General features: G+C 73.5%; 20 protein-coding genes and 1 other RNA gene. 11 read left to right on the top strand and 10 right to left on the bottom strand.

Going from position 1 to position 21,647, the window contains the following annotated elements:
• Window positions 1-8: 8 nt before the first annotated feature.
• The 6 genes from AB0L33_RS10375 to AB0L33_RS10350 form a co-directional block, all read right to left on the bottom strand.
• Complete coding sequence (locus AB0L33_RS10375) at window positions 9-641, bottom strand: response regulator transcription factor (RefSeq protein ID WP_037786093.1); 633 nt, start codon at window positions 639-641, stop codon at window positions 9-11.
• A 5-nt stretch (window positions 642-646) separates the two neighbouring features.
• Entirely contained in the window at window positions 647-1,843 is a 1,197-nt protein-coding gene (locus AB0L33_RS10370) for a sensor histidine kinase (RefSeq protein ID WP_365679649.1), read from the bottom strand.
• A 53-nt stretch (window positions 1,844-1,896) separates the two neighbouring features.
• A complete protein-coding gene (locus tag AB0L33_RS10365) occupies window positions 1,897-2,616 on the bottom strand; it encodes an ABC transporter permease (RefSeq protein WP_365679647.1) in 720 nt (239 codons plus the stop codon).
• On the bottom strand, window positions 2,616-3,593 hold the full coding sequence (locus AB0L33_RS10360; RefSeq protein ID WP_365679645.1) for an ABC transporter ATP-binding protein: 978 nt from the start codon (window positions 3,591-3,593) through the stop codon (window positions 2,616-2,618). Before AB0L33_RS10360 ends, AB0L33_RS10365 begins: the two co-directional genes overlap by 1 nt.
• A gap of 194 nt (window positions 3,594-3,787) precedes the next feature.
• Window positions 3,788-3,964 (bottom strand): hypothetical protein, encoded by a 177-nt coding sequence (locus AB0L33_RS10355; protein ID WP_365679643.1) that lies wholly within the window; start codon window positions 3,962-3,964, stop codon window positions 3,788-3,790.
• A 121-nt stretch (window positions 3,965-4,085) separates the two neighbouring features.
• Entirely contained in the window at window positions 4,086-5,378 is a 1,293-nt protein-coding gene (locus tag AB0L33_RS10350) for a hypothetical protein (protein ID WP_365679642.1), read from the bottom strand.
• 198 nt (window positions 5,379-5,576) lie between these two features.
• On the opposite strand from AB0L33_RS10350, the gene AB0L33_RS10345 reads away from it, so the two are divergent.
• Genes AB0L33_RS10345 through AB0L33_RS10335 form a run of 3 tightly spaced genes read left to right on the top strand, consistent with a single transcriptional unit; the run spans window position 5,577 to window position 8,322 of the window.
• Window positions 5,577-6,413 (top strand): Nif3-like dinuclear metal center hexameric protein, encoded by an 837-nt coding sequence (locus AB0L33_RS10345; protein ID WP_365679640.1) that lies wholly within the window; start codon window positions 5,577-5,579, stop codon window positions 6,411-6,413.
• On the top strand, window positions 6,410-7,153 hold the full coding sequence (locus AB0L33_RS10340; RefSeq protein WP_365680117.1) for a C4-type zinc ribbon domain-containing protein: 744 nt from the start codon (window positions 6,410-6,412) through the stop codon (window positions 7,151-7,153). The genes AB0L33_RS10345 and AB0L33_RS10340 overlap by 4 nt, the downstream gene beginning before the upstream one ends.
• Window positions 7,153-8,322 carry a bifunctional RNase H/acid phosphatase gene (locus AB0L33_RS10335; protein WP_365679638.1) on the top strand — a complete coding sequence of 390 codons (1,170 nt, stop codon included), beginning with the start codon at window positions 7,153-7,155 and terminating at the stop codon, window positions 8,320-8,322. Before AB0L33_RS10340 ends, AB0L33_RS10335 begins: the two co-directional genes overlap by 1 nt.
• A gap of 187 nt (window positions 8,323-8,509) precedes the next feature.
• Here AB0L33_RS10335 and eda read toward each other — a convergent pair whose 3' ends face one another.
• Window positions 8,510-9,133 (bottom strand): bifunctional 4-hydroxy-2-oxoglutarate aldolase/2-dehydro-3-deoxy-phosphogluconate aldolase, encoded by a 624-nt coding sequence (gene eda, locus AB0L33_RS10330; protein ID WP_365679635.1) that lies wholly within the window; start codon window positions 9,131-9,133, stop codon window positions 8,510-8,512.
• 63 nt (window positions 9,134-9,196) lie between these two features.
• On the bottom strand, window positions 9,197-9,997 hold the full coding sequence (gene yaaA / locus AB0L33_RS10325) for a peroxide stress protein YaaA (RefSeq protein WP_365679633.1): 801 nt from the start codon (window positions 9,995-9,997) through the stop codon (window positions 9,197-9,199).
• 178 nt (window positions 9,998-10,175) lie between these two features.
• On the opposite strand from yaaA, the gene AB0L33_RS10320 reads away from it, so the two are divergent.
• The 4 genes from AB0L33_RS10320 (at window position 10,176) to rnpB (ending at window position 13,285) form a co-directional block, all read left to right on the top strand.
• Window positions 10,176-11,588, top strand: coding sequence for an RNB domain-containing ribonuclease (locus AB0L33_RS10320; RefSeq protein ID WP_365680114.1), 1,413 nt, complete (start codon window positions 10,176-10,178; stop codon window positions 11,586-11,588).
• Between the two features lie 64 nt (window positions 11,589-11,652).
• A complete protein-coding gene (locus AB0L33_RS10315; RefSeq protein WP_365679631.1) occupies window positions 11,653-12,162 on the top strand; it encodes a TetR/AcrR family transcriptional regulator in 510 nt (169 codons plus the stop codon).
• A 115-nt stretch (window positions 12,163-12,277) separates the two neighbouring features.
• Complete coding sequence (locus AB0L33_RS10310; protein ID WP_365679629.1) at window positions 12,278-12,847, top strand: Uma2 family endonuclease; 570 nt, start codon at window positions 12,278-12,280, stop codon at window positions 12,845-12,847.
• Window positions 12,848-12,885: 38 nt separating this feature from the next.
• Window positions 12,886-13,285: RNase P RNA component class A (gene rnpB, locus AB0L33_RS10305), an RNA gene on the top strand.
• A gap of 98 nt (window positions 13,286-13,383) precedes the next feature.
• Here the strand turns inward: rnpB and AB0L33_RS10300 are convergent.
• Window positions 13,384-14,655: an MFS transporter gene (locus tag AB0L33_RS10300; RefSeq protein ID WP_365679627.1), complete on the bottom strand. Its 1,272-nt coding sequence runs from the start codon at window positions 14,653-14,655 to the stop codon at window positions 13,384-13,386.
• A gap of 63 nt (window positions 14,656-14,718) precedes the next feature.
• Window positions 14,719-15,753, bottom strand: a complete 1,035-nt coding sequence (locus AB0L33_RS10295; RefSeq protein ID WP_365679625.1) for a GNAT family N-acetyltransferase — start codon at window positions 15,751-15,753, stop codon at window positions 14,719-14,721.
• Between the two features lie 358 nt (window positions 15,754-16,111).
• Here AB0L33_RS10295 and AB0L33_RS10290 point away from each other — a divergent pair, with 358 nt between their 5' ends.
• Genes AB0L33_RS10290 through AB0L33_RS10275 form a run of 4 tightly spaced genes read left to right on the top strand, consistent with a single transcriptional unit; the run spans window position 16,112 to window position 21,631 of the window.
• A complete protein-coding gene (locus AB0L33_RS10290) occupies window positions 16,112-16,342 on the top strand; it encodes a phosphopantetheine-binding protein (protein ID WP_365679623.1) in 231 nt (76 codons plus the stop codon).
• Window positions 16,339-17,691 (top strand): hypothetical protein, encoded by a 1,353-nt coding sequence (locus AB0L33_RS10285; protein ID WP_365679622.1) that lies wholly within the window; start codon window positions 16,339-16,341, stop codon window positions 17,689-17,691. Before AB0L33_RS10290 ends, AB0L33_RS10285 begins: the two co-directional genes overlap by 4 nt.
• Complete coding sequence (locus AB0L33_RS10280) at window positions 17,688-19,985, top strand: condensation domain-containing protein (protein WP_365679620.1); 2,298 nt, start codon at window positions 17,688-17,690, stop codon at window positions 19,983-19,985. Before AB0L33_RS10285 ends, AB0L33_RS10280 begins: the two co-directional genes overlap by 4 nt.
• Complete coding sequence (locus AB0L33_RS10275) at window positions 19,982-21,631, top strand: GH3 auxin-responsive promoter family protein (RefSeq protein ID WP_365679618.1); 1,650 nt, start codon at window positions 19,982-19,984, stop codon at window positions 21,629-21,631. Before AB0L33_RS10280 ends, AB0L33_RS10275 begins: the two co-directional genes overlap by 4 nt.
• Window positions 21,632-21,647: the final 16 nt, after the last annotated feature.

The following is a 21,647-nucleotide window of genomic DNA, read 5'->3' as shown; positions in this document are numbered from 1 at the left end:
GGAAGCGGTCAGAGCCAGCCCTGCTGCCGGGCCGCGCGGACCGCCTCCATGCGGTTGCGGGTGCCCGTCTTGCCGATCGCCGACGAAAGGTAATTGCGGACCGTTGATTCTGACAGATGCAGCTTGGCGGCGATGTCGGCGACCGTCGCCCCGTCCGCCGACGCCACCAGCGCGTCCCGCTCCCGCGCGGTGAGCGGACTCGCCCCCGAGCTGAGCGCGGCGGCCGCCAGCGCCGGATCGACCACCGTCTCCCCGGCGAGCACCCGGCGGATCGCCTCGGCCAGGTCCTCGACCGGGCCGTCCTTCACCAGGAAGCCCGCCGCCCCCGCCTCCATCGCCCGGCGCAGATAGCCGGGCCGGCCGAAGGTGGTGAGGATCAGGACCCGGCAGTCCGGGACCTCCTCGCGCAGGTCGGCCGCCGCGTCGAGACCGCTGCGCCCCGGCAGCTCGATGTCCAGCAGCGCCACGTCCGGCCGGGAGGCCAGCGCCGCCGCCACGATCTCGTCGCCCGCGCCGACCTGGGCCACCACCTCGATGTCCGGTTCGAGCCCGAGCAGCAGGGCGAGCGCGCCGCGCATCATCCCCTGGTCCTCGGCGAGCAGGACGCGGACGGACTTGGCCGGAGGGTGCTCCTGAGGCATCTCGTTCACCGGCCCAGGGTAGGCGAGCAGGCCGGATCGTCCCCGGCTCCGGGCGTCGCGTCGGCGCCGCCGTCCTCCGCGCCGCCCGCCTCCACCGGAAGCTCGGCGGTCACCACGAAGCCGCCGTCCGGGCCGGGGCCCGCCACCAGCGAGCCGCCCGCCGCCGCGAGCCGTTCGGTGAGCCCCTTCAGACCGGTGCCGCCGATGCCCGGGGCGGGCGCGGGGCCCTCCGGCCTGCCCCGGCCGTCGTCGGTCACCGTGAGCCGGACCTTCTCGCCGGTCCCGCCGACCTCGAACACGCAGCGCGTCGCCGTCGAGTGCCGCACCACGTTGGTGACGGCCTCCCGCACCACCCAGCCCAGCAGCGCCTCGGTCTGCGGGGCGAGCGGCGGCCCGGAGCGCCGGACGACCGGTTCGATCGCGGCGGCGGTCAGCGCGGACCTGGCCCGGTCCAGCTCGGTCGCGAGGCTGCCCTCGCGGTAACCGGTGACGGCCTCGCGGATCTCGGTGAGCGCCTGGCGCCCGACGGACTCGATGTCGGCGACCTGGGACAGCGCCGCGTCCATGTCGCGCGGGGCGAGCCGGCGCGCGGCCTCCGACTTCACCACGATGACCGAGAGCGTGTGGCCCAGCAGGTCGTGCAGGTCGCGCGAGAAGCGCAGCCGCTCCCGCTCGACGGCGGCCCGGGCCAGCTCCTGCCGGGTGGCGCGCAGCTCCGTCACGGTCTCCGCCAGCCGCAGGATCGCCGACGTCACGGCCCCGGAGATGAACGTGCCGTACCCCAGCGTCCACGGCGGCGAGGCGCTGTCGTCGCGCCACACCGCGACCGCGCACGCCGCGACCGCGAGCCCGAGCAGCCCGACCGCCAGCAGCCGGTGGCGCAGGACCGTGCCGGCGGCCAGCGAGAGCAGCGGGAAGAACAGCAGCCAGCTGCCCCCGTAACCGATGGCCAGGGCGAAGGTGACCGCGGCCAGCGCGCCCAGCAGGACGTACGTCACCGGGCTCTCGCGCTTCTCCTTGCTGAAGCCCCGGAACACCACGGAGACGTAGAGCGAGTTGAAGGCCAGCAGGCCGGCGCCGGCGATCCACGGGGTGGGGGTCTCGCCCTGGAAGAGGTTGGAGAAGGCGCCCAGCCCCATCAGCAGCCACGGCAGCAGGGCGTACGGCGAGGGCGGTCCCGGCCTGCGGCCCTCCTTCCGCATCCGGCGGCGCTCCCTGAACGATGGTCGTCCGGTCCCCGGCATGTTCGCTCCCGTCACACGGTCCTGGCGGACCGACGGTACGAGATCACCGCGTACGCGCCGAACAGCAGCAGCCACGCGGCGAGCACGCCCACGGTCATGGCGCCCGGCGCATGCCCGTCGGTCGTCGCCCAGCCCAGGTCCGCGAACCGGTTCGCCGGGGTGAACCGGCCGACCGAGCGCAGCCACCCGGGCAGCAGGTCCAGCGGGAACCACAGCCCCCCGACGACACCGAAGCCCATCAGGCAGGCGACGTTGACGACGCCGGTGCCCTGCGGGGTCAGCCGGTAGCCGTTGCCCAGGCCGAGCAGGGTGAAGGGCAGCGCGCCGATCCACAGCAGCACCACCAGCACCGCCCACTGCCAGGCCGCCATCCGCACCCCGTTGAGCAGACCGCCCGCCAGCAGCACGGTGAGGATCACCGGCAGCACGGTCACCGATCCGCTGACCGCCCGGCCCACCACCGCGTGCGACGGGGAGAGCGGGGTGACCCTCAACTGCTGGAGCCAGCCGAGGGACTTGTCGGAGGCGACGCCCGTACCGATCGACATCGCGGAGCCGAGCGCGCCGTACGCGGCCATGCCGACCATGGAGGCGGTCTTCCAGCCGTCGGCGCTGTCGTCACCGATGTTGGTGAAGATCAGATACATCATCACCGGCATGCCCGTGCCGAAGATCAGGAATCCGGCGTCGCGCAGGGTCCGGCGCATTTCGAGCAGGGCGTAACGGAACATCAGACGGCCTCCTTCTCGGTCCTGGGCGCGGTCCTCGTGCGGATGGTGTCCCCGGGCGGGGCGGTCTCGCCGGGCGCGGTGAGCGCCAGGAAGGCGGTCTCCAGCGTGGCCCGGGAGACCTGGAGGCCGCGGACCATGCCGAGCCGGGCCAGCTCCACGACCGTCGCGTCCGAGTCGTCGGTGCGCAGCAGGGCTCGGTCGCCGGTCACCTCGACGCCGACGACACCGGGCAGCCGGTCCAGGCCCTCGGTGGAGCGGCCCGCGAGGTCGAAGGAGACCTGGCTGTGCCCGGCCGCTTCCTTGATCGCCTCACCGCTGCCGTCCGCGACGATCCGGCCCCGGTCGATGACGACGATCCGGTCCGCGTTCCCGTCGGCCTCCTCCAGATAGTGCGTGGAGAAGAGCACGGTGTTCCCGCGCCGGGCGTAGGCCCGCATGGACTCCCAGAACGCGCGCCGCCCCTCCACGTCCAGCGCCGCGGTCGGCTCGTCCAGCACGATCAGCTCGGGATTGCCCGCCAGCGCCACGGCGAACCGCACCCGCTGGGTCTGGCCGCCCGAGAGCTTGTCGATGCGCCGGTCCGCGTACTCCGTGACGCCCGCCAGGGCCAGTGCCTCGGCGGCCGGCAACGGGCGCGGGTAGGTCGAGGCGACGAAGGCGACCAGCTCACGCACGGTCACCCGGGGGATCGGCCGCCCCTCCTGGAGCATGGCGCCGACCAGACCCGCCCGCACCGCCTGCCCGGGGGAGCGGCCCAGGACCCGCACGGACCCCTCGTCCGGCTCGTTCAGCCCGAGCAGCAGCGAGATCGCGGTGGACTTCCCCGCCCCGTTGCGTCCCAGCAGGGCCACGGTCTCGCCGCGCCCGATCCGCACGTCCACCCCGTCGACGGCCCGCACGCTCCGTCCGGCCCGTCCGAACGTCTTCACCGCCCCGGTGAAGACCACCGCGGCCTCGTCGTCCCTTGTCTGCGTCATGCCTACGACGTTACGCAGCGTGAGCGTGCGGCGGCAGATGTGTATGTACTCGGTCCGCCATGACATTTGTCATCGCGGACGCGGAGGGTCCGCCTCCGCGAAGGGTCGCTTCCTGGGCGGACAGAGCGGTGCCCCGCCGCCCGGGAGACCGTCCCGGGCGGCGGGGCACCGCTTTCCCCTCCTCGATGCGGCGGTCAGGCCGCCGCCGCGCCGCTCTCCTCGGCGGGGCGGCGATGACGGCCGGCCGGCGTTGCCGCCGTGTCGTCCGTCGCCACACCCCCTCGGTGCTTTCCGGAGCCGCCGGCGTCGCCCCGCTGCGCGTCCGCCGACGGCGGGAACGTCTGGGTCGTGTCGGTGCGGGCTTCAGACATGTGGGAAGTCACCCCGTTGTGGTCGCTTGCGTGTGTGCCAACCGGAACGTCACGCCGCCGCCCGTCCGGGAAGGGCCACGGTCGGTGACCGAGACGCACGGTGCGTGAGACCGGCTCCAGCTTAGTCAGGGACCGTACGCCCCACGAGAGGCGCCTGCCCCAGAGGAACCGGTGTACACACTGGAGGATTCACCGCTGGCGCGGAAGGTTGCTTACCACTTACGTCGCCCGCGCACTCCGCCTCCTCCGGCATCTCCAGCAGGGCCACCGCGCACGCCGTGTCCCCGTCCGCGTAGGGGAGTTTGAGCACCCCGTCGCGCGACCAGACCCCGCTGCCCGCCAGCCAGCCCCCGGGCGCCGCGAGCTGGTGCAGTCGGCGGCCCGACGGGCGCCACAGGCCGATCCAGCTGCCCGCCGCCCCGTCGATCCTGAGGGCCACCGCGCAGCTCTCCGGCATCAGCATCTGCCCCGGCTGCACGGCGAACGGCACCACCGAGCGGTCCGGCAGCCGCAGGCACTCCGGGAACCGCACGGGCAGGCAGCTGCCGAGCACGCCCCAGCCGAGCCGGTCGTCGCCGGGCGCGTCCGAGCGGATCAGCAGCAGCCCGCTGTCCGGGTCCGCGAGCAGCAGCCGGTCGTCGCTGTCCGGCGCGATCTGGAGCAGCGGTGTCATCTCGGCGCCCCGCCCCAGGTCCACCGCGACCGTCTTCACCGGCCCGCCGCCCGCCGGTTCCCGGTCCAGGGCCAGCATCCGGCCCGCCCGGTCCAGCCAGACGCCGCCGGAGCAGCGCCCCGGCAGGTCCGCGAGGTGCTCGGGCCCGGCCGTCCCGCCCGCCACCCGCCACAGCTCCGTGGAGTAGGCGCCGACCGCCAGGGCGTAGGCGCTCACCCCGTCCGGCGACGGCGGCAGCAGGACGAGCGCGTCCCGCTCGACGGCCCCGAGCAGCAGTTCGCCGGTGCCCGGGCCGGTCGGGTAGAGCAGGGAGAAGGTGTGCCGCTCGGCGACCCGGCGCCGGATCAGCACCCGGCCGTCGGCGAGCGGCACCACCTGCGCCTCGGCCTCCTCCGGCTGGTCGGTCGGCAGCGGCACGGCGTACGGTTCGGGCCCGTCGAGGGTCCAGCGCTCGGCGTACCAGGCGGTGTCGGCGCCGGGCACCGGGGCGGCGGTGAGCCGCGCGCCGTACGCGCCGTCGGCGGTGAGCATGAAGGCGGGCAGAACCGTTTCGGCGGGGGCGTCCGGGGTGTCCGCCTCGAGCGCGGCGGCCGCTGCGGGGGCCCCGGGCGCCGGGGCGGCCTCCGCCGGGGCGGCCTCCGCGACGGCCGCCGCGGGCCCGTCGGGACCGGGGTCCGGCTCCGGCTCCGCCGGACCGCCGTCATCCGTCGTGGCCCCCTCCTCGATGGCACAGGCAGTCATCGACTCATCACCTCCGGCAACCGAAGCTAGTTTTCGCACTTCCAGCCGAACAACACGACCTCCCTCACTTCACACATAAGGGTGGTGATGGTCGGATTTCGCTGTACGACGGAGAGCGTGTGTGCTGTACGGGGCCGAGCCGCGGACGGCCCGTTCCCGGGGCTTCCCGGGGCGCGGCGGCCAGGTAGCCTTTCCTCCGTGCCCCGTCTGTCTGAAGTCATCTCCGAGCTCGACGCCCTCTGGCCGCCCGAGCGGGCCGAAGGATGGGACGCGGTCGGCACCGTCTGCGGCGATCCGGACGCCGAGGTCCACCGGGTGCTCTTCGCCGTGGACCCCGTCCAGGAGATCGCCGACGAGGCGAAGGAGCTGGGCGCGCATCTGATCGTGACCCACCACCCGCTCTACCTGCGCGGTACGACGACGGTCGCGGCGGACACCTTCAAGGGTCGCGTCGTGCACACGCTGATCCGCGAGGGCATCGCGCTGCACGTGGCGCACACCAACGCGGACACCGCCGACCCCGGCGTCTCCGACGCCCTGGCCGCCGCCCTCGACCTGCGCGTCGAGCGCCCCCTCGTCCCGGACCCGACGGACCCGGCGGGCCGCCGGGGGCTCGGCCGGATCTGCGTGCTCGACCACCCCGAGACCCTGGGCGCGTTCGCCGCCCGCGCCGCCGCCCGGCTGCCCGCCACCGCGCAGGGCATCCGTCTCGCCGGGGACCCGGACGCGCTCGTGCGCACCGTCGCCGTGAGCGGCGGCTCCGGCGACAGCCTCTTCGACGCGGTGCGCGCCGCCGGTGCGGACGCCTTCCTCACCGCGGACCTGCGCCACCACCCGGCCTCCGAGGCCACCCAGCACTCGCCGCTCGGCCTGGTCGACGCCGCGCACTGGGCCACCGAGTGGCCGTGGTGCGAGCAGGCCGCGGCACAGCTCGAAGCGATTTCCGACCGCCTCGGATGGGACCTGAGGGTCCACGTCTCGAAGCAGGTCACCGACCCCTGGACCGCCCACCACTCTTCTGGAGCCCCCAACTGAACGCCGCGCCCGCCGACCAGATCCGACTTCTCGACGTCCAGGCGCTCGACCAGCGCCTCTCCCAGCTCGCGCACCGCCGCAAGTCCCTGCCCGAGCACGCCGAGATCGAGTCGCTGACGGCCGACCTCGCCCAGCTCCGCGACCTGCTCGTCGCCTCCACCACCGAGGAGAGCGACACCGCCCGCGAGCAGACCAAGGCCGAGCAGGACGTCGACCAGGTCCGCCAGCGCGCCGCCCGCGACCAGCAGCGCCTGGACTCCGGCGCGGTCACCTCGCCGAAGGACCTGGAGAGCCTCCAGCGCGAGATCACCTCGCTCGCCAAGCGCCAGGGCGACCTGGAGGACGTCGTCCTGGAGGTCATGGAGCGCCGCGAGTCCGCGCAGGAGCGCGTCGCCGAGCTGACCGACCGGGTCGCCGCCGTGCAGGCCAAGGTGGACGACGCCACCGCCCGCCGCGACGCCGCGACCCAGGAGCTCGACACGGAGGCCGCCTCGGTCACCAAGGAGCGCGAGGTCGTCGCCGGCTCGGTCCCCGCCGACCTGCTGAAGCTGTACGACAAGCTCCGCGCCCAGCAGGGCGGGGTGGGCGCCGCCCGCCTCTACCAGCGCCGCTGCGAGGGCTGCCGCCTGGAGCTCAACATCACCGAGATCAACGACGTGAAGGCCGCGTCCCCCGACACGGTGCTGCGCTGCGAGAACTGCCGCCGCATCCTGGTCCGCACCGCCGACTCGGGCCTGTAGTGAGCCTGCCGCGCCGGTTCGTGATCGAGGCCGACGGCGGTTCCCGGGGCAACCCGGGCCCCGCCGGCTACGGCGCGGTCGTCATCGACCCGGACACCGGCGAGACGCTGGCCGAGACCGCCGAGTACATCGGCGTCGCGACCAACAACGTCGCCGAGTACAAGGGCCTCGTCGCCGGCCTCCGCGCGGTGGGCGCCCTGCTCGCGGACGGCCCGGTGGGCACCGGGGCCCAGGTGCGCGTCCGGATGGACTCCAAGCTCGTCGTGGAGCAGATGTCCGGCCGCTGGAAGGTCAAGCACCCGGACATGAAGCCGCTCGCGGCGGAGGCGGCGGCGGTCCTGCCCGGCGCGGACGTCACGTACGAGTGGATTCCGCGCGAGCGGAACAAGCACGCCGACCGGCTGGCCAACGAGGCGATGGACGCGGGCCGGCGCGGCGACCGGTGGGAACCCTCGGCGTCCACGGCTGCCCTGGACACCCCCCGCCCCCCGGTGGCCTCCGACACCGCCACCCCCCAGGTGGGCTGGGGCCCGGCGCCCGACCTGGGCGCGCCCGCCACCCTCGTCCTGCTACGGCACGGCGAGACGGCCCTCACCCCGCAGAAGAGGTTCTCCGGAAGCGGCGGCACCGACCCCGCGCTCTCCCCGGCGGGCCTGGAGCAGGCCGAGCGCGCGGCCACGGCGTTCGCGGCGCGCGGCACCGTGCAGGAGATCGTCAGCTCACCGCTGCGCCGCTGCCGCGAGACGGCCGGGGTGGTCGCGGCCCGGCTCGGCCTGGAGGTCCGCGTCGAGGACGGGCTGCGCGAGACGGACTTCGGGGCCTGGGAAGGGCTCACGTTCGGCGAGGTCAGGGAGCGGTACGGGGACGACCTGGACGCCTGGCTCGCCTCCCCGGACGCGGCCCCCACCGGCGGCGGCGAGAGCTTCGCGGAGGTCGCCCGCCGCGTGGCGGTGGCCCGGGACGGCCTCGTCGCGCGTTGCGCGGGCCGCACGGTCCTCGTCGTCACGCACGTGACCCCGATCAAGACGCTGGTGCGGCTCGCCCTGGGAGCGCCCCCGGAGGCGCTGTTCCGGATGGAGCTGTCGGCGGCATCGGTCTCGGCCGTCGCGTACTACGCCGACGGCAACGCCTCCGTACGCCTGCTGAACGACACGTCCCACCTGCGCTGACCCGGACAGCGCTCGGCCCCACCGGCGGGGGGAAGGCCGGTGGGGCCGAGGCGGTTCCGGCGGGTCGGGGGATTACCGGCCGGAACCCGGGTCACCCGGCATGCGGGCTACGTCCCCTACAAGGGTCGTGCCCCGAATACCGGGGAGCATGCATGGCGATCCGCGACGGGTTTCCCCGCCGCCCCGCTCATCCCCGCAGCGCCGCCGCCTCGGCGGCCAGCCGCTCCACGCGCGCCCAGTCCCGGGCCGCGACCGCGTCCCCCGGAACCATCCAGCTGCCGCCCACGCAGCCGACGTTGGGCAGTGCCAGGTACGAGGGCGCCGAGGCGGCCGAGATGCCGCCCGTCGGGCAGAACCGGGCCTGGGGGAGCGGGGCGGAGAGCGCCTTGAGATAGGCGGTGCCGCCCGCCGCCTCGGCCGGGAAGAACTTCATCTCGGAGACTCCGCGCTCCAGCAGCGAGACCACCTCGGAGGTGGTCGAGACGCCCGGCAGGAACGGCAGCCCGGACCCCTTCATCGCGTCCAGCAGCGCGTCCGTCCACCCCGGGCTGACCAGGAAGCGGGCCCCCGCCGCCACGGTGTCCGCGACATTGCGCGCCGAGATCACCGTGCCCGCCCCGACGACCGCGTCCGGGACCTCCGCCGCGACGGCCCGGATCGCGTCCAGGGCGGCGGCGGTGCGCAGCGTCACCTCGATCGCCGGCAGCCCGCCCGCGACCAGGGCCCGGGCGAGCGGCACCGCGTCGCCCGCGTCCTCCAGCACGACGACGGGCACGACGGGGGCGAGGTCCAGCACGGAGGAGGAGGTCATGCGCCCATCCTGCCCGGTGTGCGGCGCGGAACGCAACGAGCGTTGCGCAGGATGCAACGGGCGTCAGTGGATCTCGGTCACGACCACGTCGAGCTGCCACGGGCGCCCCGCCCGGGCGGGTGCCTCGCCCTCGACGGTGTATCCGAGGTCCCGCAGCGCGGTGACCAGCTCGGCGGGACCGGCCGGGCGGGCGCCCGCGAGCAGCAGGTCGCGCACCATGCGGCCCTTGGTGGCCTTGTTGAAGTGGCTGACCACGGACCGCTTCTCCACCCCGTCCACGGTCTGCGCGTGCAGCACCCGCACGCTCGCCGTGCGCTCCGCGACCGCCCCCTTCGGCTTCCACGCCGCCGCGTACGCGGACGAGCGCAGGTCCAGCACGAGCCCGTCGCCCGCCGCCTCCGGCATCACCTCAGCCATCGGCGCACGCCAGAACGCCCCGAGGGCGCCGGGCCCGGGCAGCTTCACGCCCATCGAGCACCGGTACGGCGGAATCCGGTCGCCCACCCGCACCGCGCCCCACAGCCCGGAGAACACCAGCAGCGACTTCCCGGCGAGGCGGCGGGCGGCCGTGCCGAGCGAGTCCAGGCCCAGCGCGTCGTACAGGACACCCGTGTACAGCTCCCCGGCCGGACGCGTTCCCGCCGTCCGCAGCTCCGCGTTCTTCGCGATCTCGCCCCGCAGCCCCTCGCTGAGCCCCAGCACCTCCTGCGCCTTCTCCTCGTCGGCCACGCACAGCTCCACGAGCGCGTCCAGCACCTCGGCCCGTGCCCCGGCCAGACCGGGCAGCGACAGGGACTCGGGCTTCAGGGGTGCCCCGCGCCCCGAGGCGGCCTTTCCTTCGGAGGGCGGCAACAGCACGAGCACGGCGGTTCTCCTTCGTACGTACGGGGAAGAGGCGCGGCGGTGTGCGGACCGCACGGACGCCCCAGGTCAGCGTACGGGGGCGGCCGGGCGGTCCGTACGGGCACAAGGACCCCCGCTCGGAATGCCGTGCTCCGCGCCCCGACCTACGCTCGGGACCATGCCCCGCCGCCATCTGCACATGACCGGAGCAGCCGAGACCCCGCTGCGGGCGGCCCTGCGCGGCCTGCGCACCGAGCTGTCGCTCCCCGACGACTTCCCGCCCGGCGTGCTCGCCGAGGCGGCGGACGCCGCGCGGAGCCCGGAGCTCGCCGGGCACGCGGACGCGACGGACCTCCCCTTCCTCACCATCGACCCGCCCACGTCCACGGACCTCGACCAGGCGATGCACCTGGAACGCCGCGCCCACGGCTACCGCGTGCACTACGCCATCGCGGACGTGGCCGCCTTCGTCCGGCCCGGCGGGGCGCTCGACGCCGAGGCGCACCACCGGGTGACGACGCTCTACTTCCCCGACGGCCGGGTGCCGCTCCACCCGGAGGTCCTGTCCGAGGACGCCGCCAGCCTGCTGCCCGGCCGGGTCCGCCCCGCGGTCCTGTGGGAGATCGACCTGGAGGGCACGGCGGTCGCGACCCGGGTCCGCAGGGCCCTCGTCCGCAGCCGCGCCCAGCTGGACTACGCGGGCGTGCAGCGGCAGATCGACGCGGGCACCGCCGAGGAACCGCTCGCCCTGCTCCGGGACATCGGCACGCTCCGCGAGGAGCGGGAGGTGGCCCGGGGCGGCATCTCGCTGGGCGTGCCCGAGCAGGAGATCACCGAGCACGACGGCCGCTACGGCCTTGCCTACCGCGCCCCGCTCCCCGCCGACGGCTGGAACGCCCAGATCTCCCTGCTCACCGGCATGGCCGCGGCCCACCTCATGGCGGAGAGCGGCACCGGCATCCTGCGCACCCTGCCGGTCGCGCCCGACGGCGCGGTGGCCCGGCTGCGGCGCAGCGCCGAGGCCCTGCGCATCGACTGGCCGCACCACGTCCCGTACGCCCGGCTCGTCCGCTCCCTCGACCCGGGCCGCACGGACCACGCGGCGTTCCTCCAGGAGTGCACGACGCTGCTGCGCGGCGCGGGCTACTCCGTCTTCGACGGCGGCGACCTGCCGGTGCCCGCGGTGCACGCGGCGGTCGCGGACCTGTACACGCACTGCACGGCGCCGCTGCGCCGCCTCGTGGACCGTTACGCCTCCGAGTTGTGCGTCGCGGCCTGCGAGGACCGGGACCCGCCGGAATGGGTCCTGGCCGCCCTGCCCGCGCTGCCCGAGGAGATGGCGGAGGGCACCCGGCGCGCCAACACGGTGGAGCGGGAGTCCGTGGACCTGGTCGAGGCGGCGCTGCTCAAGGACCGGGTGGGCGAGGTCTTCGACGGCTACGTGGTGGACGTGAGGGAGAACGAACCGGCCACCGGCACCGTCCACGTCGACGCCCCCGCCGTCGTCGCCCGCGTCGAGGGCACCGCGCCCCTCCCTCTTGGCGAACGCCTGCGGGTCCGCCTCGCCCAGGCGGCTCCGGGCACGGCGAAGGCCCTGTTCGTTCCGGCCTGACGGCGTCTCGTACGATCGCGAGTTCGGCCCCCGCGCCCCGCGCCCGTACGACGGAAGGACCGGCGTGACCGACCGCGCCCGCCAGCACCAGATCCTGGCCGCCGCCCGCATGCTCCTGGAGCAGGAGGGCCCGGAGGCGCTGACCATGCGGCGGCTCGCGGGCCTGCTCGGCATCACGGCCCCGTCCCTCTACAAGCACTTCCCGGACAAGTCGTCGGTGGTGGACGCGCTGGCCGACGCGATGCTGACGGAGACCGCCGAGGCCCTGGAGGCGGCGGAGACGGCCGCTCCGGGCTCCTTCCCGGCCCTGGCCACGGCCTACCGCGCCCACGCCCTGGCCCACCCCCACCTCTACCGCCTCACCACGTCCCGCCCCCACCCCCGGGGTCTGGAGGCCCGCGCGGCCGCCCCCCTCTTCCGCGCCCTGGCCCCCGACGAGCACCTGGCCCGTGCGGCCTGGGCCTTCGCCCACGGCATGGTCATGATGGAACTGAACGGCCGCTTCCCCACCCAGGAGGCCGTCGCCACGGCCTGGACGGCGGGCATCACCGCGCTGGCGACGAGCCGCCTTTGACGTCATGACGTCGTCCTGTGCCACGATCGGGGGAACGACTCTCATTTCACGGACGGCTGGTTCCGCGATGATCCACTCTGGCGAGCGACCGAGGAAGGGGCGTGACATGTCTGCCATGCCGGACGAACCGCTCTCGCAGGCGGACGTCCTGCTTGAAGGCTTCCTGGCGCTGGAAACGCCGGAGGGCTTCCGGGCGGAGCTGATCGAGGGGGAGATCGTCGTGACACCGCCGCCGGACGGGGATCATGAGGACTACATCAGTGTGATCTTGAAGCAGGTCGTCAGGCACGCGACGACCGACATGGACTTCTCCGGAAACAAGGGTCTGAAGCTGAGAAGTGGCGGAGCCTGTCCGAAGAACCACGCCATCCCCGATGGCACGTTCGCCCCGACGGCACTCCGGCTCTACCGGGGCGCTGACCCGTGGATGCCATGTGAGGGGGTGGCGCTCGTCGTGGAGGTCACGTCGTCCAAGCCGGCCGCCGACCGCGAGGCCAAGCGGCACTGCTACGCGAGGGGTCCGATCCCGCTGTACCTGCTGGTGGACCGGGAGGAGTCCTCGGTGACGCTGTTCAGCGTCCCGGAGGGCGACGACTACCGCCAGCACTGCACCGTGCCCTTCGGGAAACCGATCAGCCTGCCGTCGCCCTTCGGCCTGGAGTTGAAGACGGAGGACTTCCTCTGAGCCCCTTCCCGGCCAGGTAGCATGGGCCCCACGGCAGACGAGCCGGGCGGACGGCCGCGTGGGGATCTCGATCCTCCCGAGGAACGTCCGGGCTCCACAGGGCAGGGTGATGGCTAACGGCCACCCGGGGTGACCCGCGGGACAGTGCCACAGAAAACAGACCGCCCGGGACCTCGGTCCCGGGTAAGGGTGAAACGGTGGTGTAAGAGACCACCAGCGCCTGGGGCGACCCAGGCGGCTAGGTAAACCCCACCCGGAGCAAGGTCAAGAGGGGCCGTCGCGAGACGGCCCTGCGCGAACGTCCGAGGGCTGCCCGCCCGAGTTCGCGGGTAGACCGCACGAGGCCGGCAGCAATGCCGGTCCTAGATGGATGGCCGTCTCCCCGGCCGCCGCGAGGCGACCGGGCGACAGAACCCGGCGTACAGCCCGACTCGTCTGCCGCCACCTGCGGCTTTGCCTTGGACAGGGCCTCCGACCTGCGTCGGAGGCCCTTTTCTTCGCTTCAGGGGCCCGCACCACGACCGGGGAGGGCCGGGTCAGTCGACCGCGGCGAGCTGGGTTGATCCGGTGTCGTCCTGGGGCTTCTCCTTGCGGGTGCCGTTGCCGATCCCGCGTACGCCGGGCGCGAGCGTGACCAGGCCGCGGACCACCAGGTTGGACAGGGCGGCGAAGACCAGGATGGCCGTGGGGTCCACGACGGTCACCAGCACACCGGTGGCCGCCATGCCCAGGGGGTTGAGGGCGAGGGAGCCGACCCACTCGTAGGAGCTGACCCGGGACAGGGTCTCGGTGGGGATCTCGCGCTGCAGGGTGCTGAGCCAGAGCGCGTCGCCCATGGTCACACCCACGGCGCCCAACATGGCGAGGACGGCGACGGATTCGAAGCCGAGCGGGAGGGCGAGGCCGATCAGGAAGAGGGAGTCCAGGCCGACGAGGAGGTTGGAGACGAGGAGGGGCCTGGCCGGGCGCCACCAGAACAGGACGAGGCTGCCCAGGAGGGCCCCCACCCCCTGCGCGGCGATGACCAGGCCCCAGGCCGTCGCCCCCATCCCCTCCTTGCCGGCGGCGAGGAACGGGCCCACGACGAAGATGGCGGGCCGGACCACTCCCTGGTAGAAGCCGAAACTGCTCACCATCGACCAGACCCAGCTGCGGCCCGTGAACTCCCGCCAGCCCGTGGCCAGGGCCTGGCGCAGGCTCTCCTTGGCCGGGGCGGTCGACCGCTTCAGCGGAAGGCGGGTCAGGAGGGCCGCGCTGATGACGAAGAACAGGGCGTCGCCGAGCACGATGTAGCCCGGGTTCCAGACCACGATCAGGGCGCCGGCCACGGCGGGGCCGCAGATGAAGGCGATACTGCGGCTCAGGGTGACCAGGGCCGTCGCGTCCTGGATCCGGTCCGCGGGCACGAGGTCGGGCACGACACCCGTGTTGGCCGGGGTGAAGAAGGCGCGGGCCGTGCCCCACAGGGCCTGCAGCGGGATCAGCAGGAACAGATCGGCGTGTCCGGTCACCAGCAGGGCTGCCGTGGACGCCTGGGTGCACGCCATGACCAGGTTGGTGGCGATCATGAGCGCCTTGCGCGAGGTGCGGTCACCGGCCGCGCCGCCGACCAGCAGGAGGATCACCTGCGGCGCGGTCTGGGCGGCGAGTACCAGACCCAGGGAGGACGCGGAGTCGCTGGTGTGCAGCACGGCGAAGGCCAGTGCGACGGGCGCCATCGTGGCGCCGAACATGTTCAGGGCACGGGAGAGCAGATAAGGCGGGAACCCCGCGACGTCGAGCATGGCCTTGCGGCGCAGCATCTCCATGTGCTCAGTCCTGTCTCCGTCAGCGCCGGTCCGCGCTGGGTCGTGGGTGGGGGGTGAGGGGTCTCAGGCGGCGCTGATCGCCCAGGCCGTGCCCAGGGTCGCGCCCCGGTACTTCTTGACGGCGCTGGAGTCGAGGCCGAGGTCGACGCTGCGGCAGCCCTGCCGGAGCGCGTAGGCGACCGGGCCGTGGATCAGGGTCTGCAGGTAGTACCACTCGCGTCCGGGCAAGTCGTCGACGAGCCCGATCTCGTAGCTTTCCACGAGCGGTCCGTGGAGGGCGAAGAACGACGCGGCGAGCAGCACGCCGTCGGCGTCGCGGACGACCGCCGCCCGGCATGAATCGGGGCCCAGTGTCCGGGTCCACTGCCGCAACCGGAACTCGCACAGCTTGGGGTGTTCGACCACGCCGTACTTGCGCTTGATGGCACACACCAGCGGGGTGGCCTCGGCGATGACCTCGTCGGCCGGCACGCAGTCCGCGGTGTGGCCCAGCTCCTCGAACCTGCGGAGGTCGCGCCGGCAGTTGGCGCGTGCCTTGGCGGGCAACGCGGCGATGTGCTCCGCCAGATCGGCGCCGTTGAGGTGGAGCACGGCGGCCTGGGCGACGGGTTGCACGGTCGCGCGGCCGTCCAGGGCCGCGGTGAACGAGGCCACCTCGCCGTCGCGTACGTAGAGGGCGGCCGGGTAGGTGCCGCCCTCGGCGGCGCGGGCGAAGGCCGCCGCGGCCAGGGCGGTGCGCACCTCGGCCGCCTCGTCCGACGGAAGGGAGGCCGCCACCAGGGCTCCCGAGGCCAGTTCGCCGCTGCTGCCGATGAAGGCCCAGCGCCGCGGGTCGTCCGGTACTGCGCCGCCGAGCACGTCGGTACGGTCGCGCAGGTCGAGGACGCTGTTGAGGAACTGCTCGCCCCGGGGGCTCCGGCTGTTCAGGATGCCGAGGACGCGGTCCCCGGACCGGGCCACCGTCCACCGGGTGAGCCAGCGCGGATCCTCCGCGGCGGCGGCCATTCGGCTCGGTGCGAGCGCCGGAGCGTTGAACTGCCAGGAATTAGTGTGCAGTTGTTCCGGTATCTCATCGATTGTCTCGATGACTATTTCCATGGCGTGAAACTACCAACCGTCTCTTCTTGCGGAAACCGGCATCTCGTATGGCGAGATCATTATTCAACTTCCTTATGGCAAAAGCTAGTTCAAAGAGAAGAGCGCGGTGAACCGGAATCGCCCGTAGAAGCAGCCGGCTTCCCGGAAGCCCGCCTCCGCCGGCCGCGTCGGTCGGGGTGTGGCGGAGCTCTCATCCTGCTGACGGGCGGCTCCAAGGCTGGAGCGCGCGCACGTGAATCTCGGTATGCGGACTCACGGTTGCGGACTGCGGACACCGTTTCTAGGTTGTTGACCCCCAACCGTTCTGAATCAACAATCGAGTTGAGCAGATCTCCCGCCTGGAGTTCCGATGACCCGCGTGCCCACTGTCGACTCGATCGTCCGTACCCACTGGTGTGAGGTACTGGGCGTGGAGGAGGCCCTTCCGGAGGACCGGTTCTTTGAACTGGGGGGCCATTCCCTGCTCGCGATCGAACTGCTCCAGCAGATCGAGAAGGATCTCGGCGCCGAGATTCCGGTCGATGTCCTTTTCGTCGACGGGACGTTGGCGGCGCTCCTCGACGCGGCGGAGAAAGCCGCCTCCCGGTGAGGCCGCGCATCGGGGTGCTCTTCTCCCCCCGAGGTGCGGCATCGGCTCGGGACGTTCTGGTCGCCGCGGGCGACGACATCGATGTCGTACCGTTGCTGCGGGCTGGATCGGCACAACGGTGGCCGGCGCTCCCCGCGTTGATCGGCCGGCTCTTCGGTGAGCCCCTGGAGATCGACGAGGAACATCTGGACCTGCCCGGCCGGGACGTGACCGGTGTGGTCACGTTCGCCGACGCCGAACTCGAACTGGCCGCGGCGTGCGGCGCCCACCTCGGGGTGCGGCACCGCGCGGCGCGCACCGCGGACAAGTACCACCAGCGCTCCGTGCTCGGCGCGGCGGGCCTGACCGGCATGGCCACGCTGCCCGTGGACGGACCCGACGACGTGGCACGGGTGGCGGCCGGCCTCGGCTTCCCGTTCGTGCTCAAGCCCCGGCGCGGCGCGGGCGGCACGGACGTCACCGTGATCGAAGGCCCGGCCCAGGCCGATCAGGTGGCCGCCGGCTGGCGTTGGAGCCCCGGCACGCTCTACGCCGAGCAGTTCATTCCCACCGCCGACCCGGTGGCCGGGACCTGGCGGGCCGACTACGTCTCGGTGGAGGTGCAGAGCACCCTCGGCACTCACGAGGTCATCACCGTCTTCGGCAAGTTCCCCGTCCACGCGCGCAGTGCGCGGAACCGGGGTGCCGGACAGATGGCGACCACCGGCGACATCCTGCCGTGCGGCCTGCCGGACGGCCTGCGCAACGAGGTGGAACGGCTGGTCCTGGACGCGCACCGGGCGCTGGACATGGACGACGGCATCACGCACACCGAGGTCAAACTCGGCGCCGGCGGACCGGAGATCATCGAGATCAACTGCCGGGTCGGCGGGCACCTCAGCCGGGTCCTCAAGCGCCGTACCGGCTTCGACCTGGTGCGCCAGGCGCTGCTGATCACCGCGGGCCTGCCTCCGCAGCCGCTGCCCGACAACGGCGGCCGGCGCCACGTCGCCGGGATGTTCGTCCCGTTCGCGGACACCGGCGGCCCGGTCCGCTCCCGGGTCTCGCCCGCCGGGCTGCGCGTGCCGGGCGTGGCGAGCATCGACGAGATCGCCCGTGTCGGCGCGCCCCGCGCCGACACGGACGCCATTGCCTGCAACGTCGTCCTCGACTGCGCCGACGAGGAGGGACTGCGCCGGACTGCCGCCGCCTTCCTGTCCCGGGTCGCCGTGCAATTCGCCGACGACGGCGTCGGTGACGAGGACTGGGCCGCGGAGATGGCCGCACGGCTGGGCGCGGCACTGCCGCCACCGGCCGCCACCGCGGCTCCCCACCACCCCACCGGCTCTACCACTGGCAGGAGCGTATGAACGCCGACAACACACAAGAGGCCATGCGGGAGGTCCTGTTCGAGGCGCTGTCCCGCAAGCAGGGCGGCGCTCCCGAGACCTACAGCACCGAGCGGTCCTGGGTGCAGAACGGTGGCAGTTCGCTGGACGCCTACGCCGCCGTCATGCGGATCGAAGAGGAACTGGGCGTCATCGTGCCGGTGGCACGGCTGCTGGGCGCGGCGCCGCTGAGCGCCCTGATCGAGCAGGCCGCGCTGCCCGCCGCGCCCGCCCAGGAGGCGGCGGCACCGGAGGGCGCCGTGCCCGCGACGGCCACGCAGCGGCGTCACTGGCGCCACGCCCAGGGCGCCGGCTCGGCCGCCTTCCTCAACATCGGGAAGGCGCTGCGCTGCGGCGGGGACTTCGACGCGGACCGTGCCGAACACGCCTTCCGGGCCCTCGTCGCCCGGCACGAGTCCCTGCGCAACCGGTTCGTGAGCACCCCCGACGGGCTCTTCCTGGACGAGGTGACCGACTGGCCGGAGCGCGCGGAGTTCGTGCGCCACCCGGAGGCGGCGGACGCCGAGGCGGCGGCCCTGCCGGTCCGCGAGGCCATGGGCCGTACGTTCCCGCTGGCGCAGGAGCCGCCGGTGCGCGGCGGTTGCGTGCCACTCGCGGACGGGACGGCCCTGGTGTATTTCGCGGTCCACCACATCGCGGCCGACGGGTGGACCATCGACCTCCTCACCGACGACTTCCTCACCCTCTACACGAAGGGCGAGGGGGCTCTCGCCGCGGCCACCCCGTTCAGCCGGTACGCGTCCGCGCTGGACGGCGCGGCCCGGTCCGGTGTCCACGCGGACGACATCGCGTACTGGGAGAAGAAGTTCGCGCGGGTCTCGCCCGACTTCACCGTCGCCCGCCGGGAGGCGACCGGTGCGAGCGGCCAGCGCGCGGGCACGCTGCGGCTGGTCTGGGACGGACCCGGCGAGGCGGCGGCCGTCCGGGAGAAGGCGCGCGCCCTCGGCGTCACCACCTACAGCCTGCTGCTGTCGGGTCTGCTCGCCACCGCCCGCGTCCTGTCCGGGGAGGACCACGTCGTGGTGATGAGTGGGGTCGCCAACCGCAATCGCGCCGAGTACCGGACCACCGCGGGCCTGTTCACCAACCAGATCTTCTTCGTCGGCGACTTCACCGCCCCCGCGCGGTCCGCGGACGACTACGTGCGCGAGGTCCACGCGGACGTGGTGGAGAGCCTGGAGCGCTCGCAGCTGCCCGTGGAGGTCGTACTCGACGGGATGGGTGCCTACGACACGGCCCGCACCCTCGCCCCGTACGCCAACATCCTCTTCCAGGCGGCCGAGGCGCCCATCGAGTCGTCGGCCATGAGTGACGGCGGCTGGCGTCCGTTCGGGCTCGGCTCCGGCAGCATCAAGCGGCACTGCAACATCCATCTCGAGGACGACGGCGGCGCGGGCCTCGCGCTCGAACTGGACTACAGCCTCGCGCTGGTGGGACGACACCAGGCCGAGCGGCTGCTGAGCGCGGTGCGGGCGGTGACGGACGCGATCGTCGCCGGCCGCGTCGACGCCGTGCCCGAGCTGCTGGCCGTGGCCGAGGACGCAGCCGGGGAGCCGGCCCCCGTCCTGACCGTCCACACCGTCGACTATCCCGGCGCCCGCGCCGAACCGGCTCTCGCCGCGTTCGTCCGCGAGATCCTGCCCGAGGCCGACGTCGTGGAGCTCCCCGTCCCCATGCGCCCGGACGCCGCGGAGATAGAGGAGTGCCTGCGCCGGGGCCACGACGCCCTGGGCCGCTCGGCCGACGGACCCGCCGTCGTCCTGGGCTACTGCTCGGCCGCCTCCTGGGCGCGCCACCTCATCGCGACCCTGCCCGACGGGGCAGCCGCGCCGGCCCTGCTGAGCGTGAACGGCACCGCGCTGACCGAGGCCGACTGGTACGAGGAGTTCGGCACCCTCCTGCTGCGCGCCGCCCCCGACGCGGACGTGGCGGCCCTGACGGCCGCCGCCCCGGCCCTGCCGCCCGGCGCTGACCTGAACGGCCGGCTGGAGGCGGCGCGGGACGTGCTCGTGCTGATGCGCGGCCACCTGGAGTCCGCGATGGAGCGGCGCTTCGGCAGTCCGCTCGGCCGGGTGGCGCGAGAGACCCTGGACGTCCAGCAGCGGTGGCTCGGTTACCTGGGGAGCTGCGTCGCCCTCGAGAGCCCGGCCGACTCCGTCGAGGAGCGGGGCCTGCCCGGGGTGCGGCTGGACCAGGGCCCTCGGATCGGTCAATGGCTGCGGGCGGAGCTCGAAGCGTCCGGGGCGGTGTTGTGACTGCCGATGCGTTCGTCCAGCGAGCGCTGACGGCGCATCAGCTGCAGCGCGACTACTGCCGGGAGCCTCGGCCGGTGGCCGACCGGGTCGCCGCCGATCTGCTGGAGCAGGTCCGGGGCACCGCCTTCGCCCGCGAGCACGCGCTCGGCTCCGTCCGGACCTTCGACGATTTCAAGTCGGCCGTGCCGGTGCGCGGTTACGAGTCCTTCCGGGGATACGTGGAGCGGATCAGTGCCGGTGAGCACAGGGTGCTGACCCGCAGCCGTCCGTACGCGCTGCTGTCCACGTCCGGGACCACGGGCAGGCCCAAGTACGTCCCCACCACGCGTCACTGGCGCAACCGCTACCGTGGCCCCGCCCTGTACGCGCAGTGGGGGCTGTACTACCAGCGCCTCGGCCTGAAGCGGTACCGGCCCGGCGAGGTTCTGGACCTGTCGTGGGAGCGGGCCGTGATACAGCCACCGGCGCCGGACGACCTGATGCCGGTCTACAGCATCACGAAGCGGCCGTCCGCGGTGGGCCCGGCCGACTGGACGCCGCCCTGGTACGGGGAGCCCTGGTTCGTCGATGACACCGGGGGGCTTCCCCTCTACACCAAGCTGCGGCTCCTGGCCGACTCCGACGTCCGCATGATCGTCACCGTCAACCCTTCGCGCATCACGGCCCTGGGCGAACTGCTCAACGAGCAGCTGGAGACGTTGCTCAAGGACCTGCACGACGGCACCCTGCTCGGCGAACCGGATCCGCGCCTGGCCCCCGCCCCGCGGACGGCGGCCCGGCTGGAGGCCGCCCGTTCCTACCAAGGCCACGTCACCCTCGTCGACCTGTGGCCCGGCCTCGCCCTCCAGGTGTGCTGGAACTCGGCCTCGGCGCGCTACTACCGGGCGTGGCTGGAGCGTCTGGCGCCCGGGGTGCCGATCGTGCCGTTCTCCACGACGGGCACCGAGGGCATCGTCACGATGCCCGTCGACACCCACACGTCGGCGGGGCCGCTCGCGATCGACCAGGGCGTGTTCGAGTTCGTACCCTGCGATCCGAGCGACGCGGGGGAGCCCCTCCCGCCCGACGTGGCCACGCTCGGCCCCGAGGAACTGGCCGGCCGGGGAACCTACCGGCTGGTGATGAGCCAGGCCAACGGCCTGTACCGGTACGACTCCGGCGACATCTACCGCGTGGTGGGGCACGTGGGGCGGCTGCCGCGCCTCGAATTCGAGGGACGCGGCGGTTCGGTCAGCTCCTTCACCGGGGAGAAGCTGACCGAGGCCGACGTCCACGCGGCCATCCGCGCGGCGGCCGGGAGCGCCTCGGTCCCCAACGTCTACTGCGTGGTCCCGGTCTGGGGTCACCCGCCGGGCTACAGCCTGGTCATGGAGTCTCCGGAGGGGCCGGGCCCGGCGAGCCACCGGTTCCGCGACCGTGTGGAGGCGGAACTGCGCCGGCTGAACGTCGAGTACGCGGACAAGCGCGCATCGCGGCGGCTGGCCCCGCTGAGCGGGCACACCGTCACGCCGGGCACCTTCCGCGCGCTGGCCGAGCGCCAGGTCGGCCGCGGGGCGTCCGCCGCCCAGGTCAAGCACCGCTGGCTGCACGCGGACGACACCCTGCTCCGGCAGCTCGCCGAGCTGGTCCCCGACCCTGCTTCCTGAACGTCCTCGTATCCAT

The sequence above is a fragment of the Streptomyces sp. NPDC052299 genome (genome assembly GCF_040679335.1).
In the GTDB taxonomy this organism is placed as follows: domain Bacteria; phylum Actinomycetota; class Actinomycetes; order Streptomycetales; family Streptomycetaceae; genus Streptomyces.
This window is presented reverse-complemented; position numbering and strand designations above follow the sequence as displayed.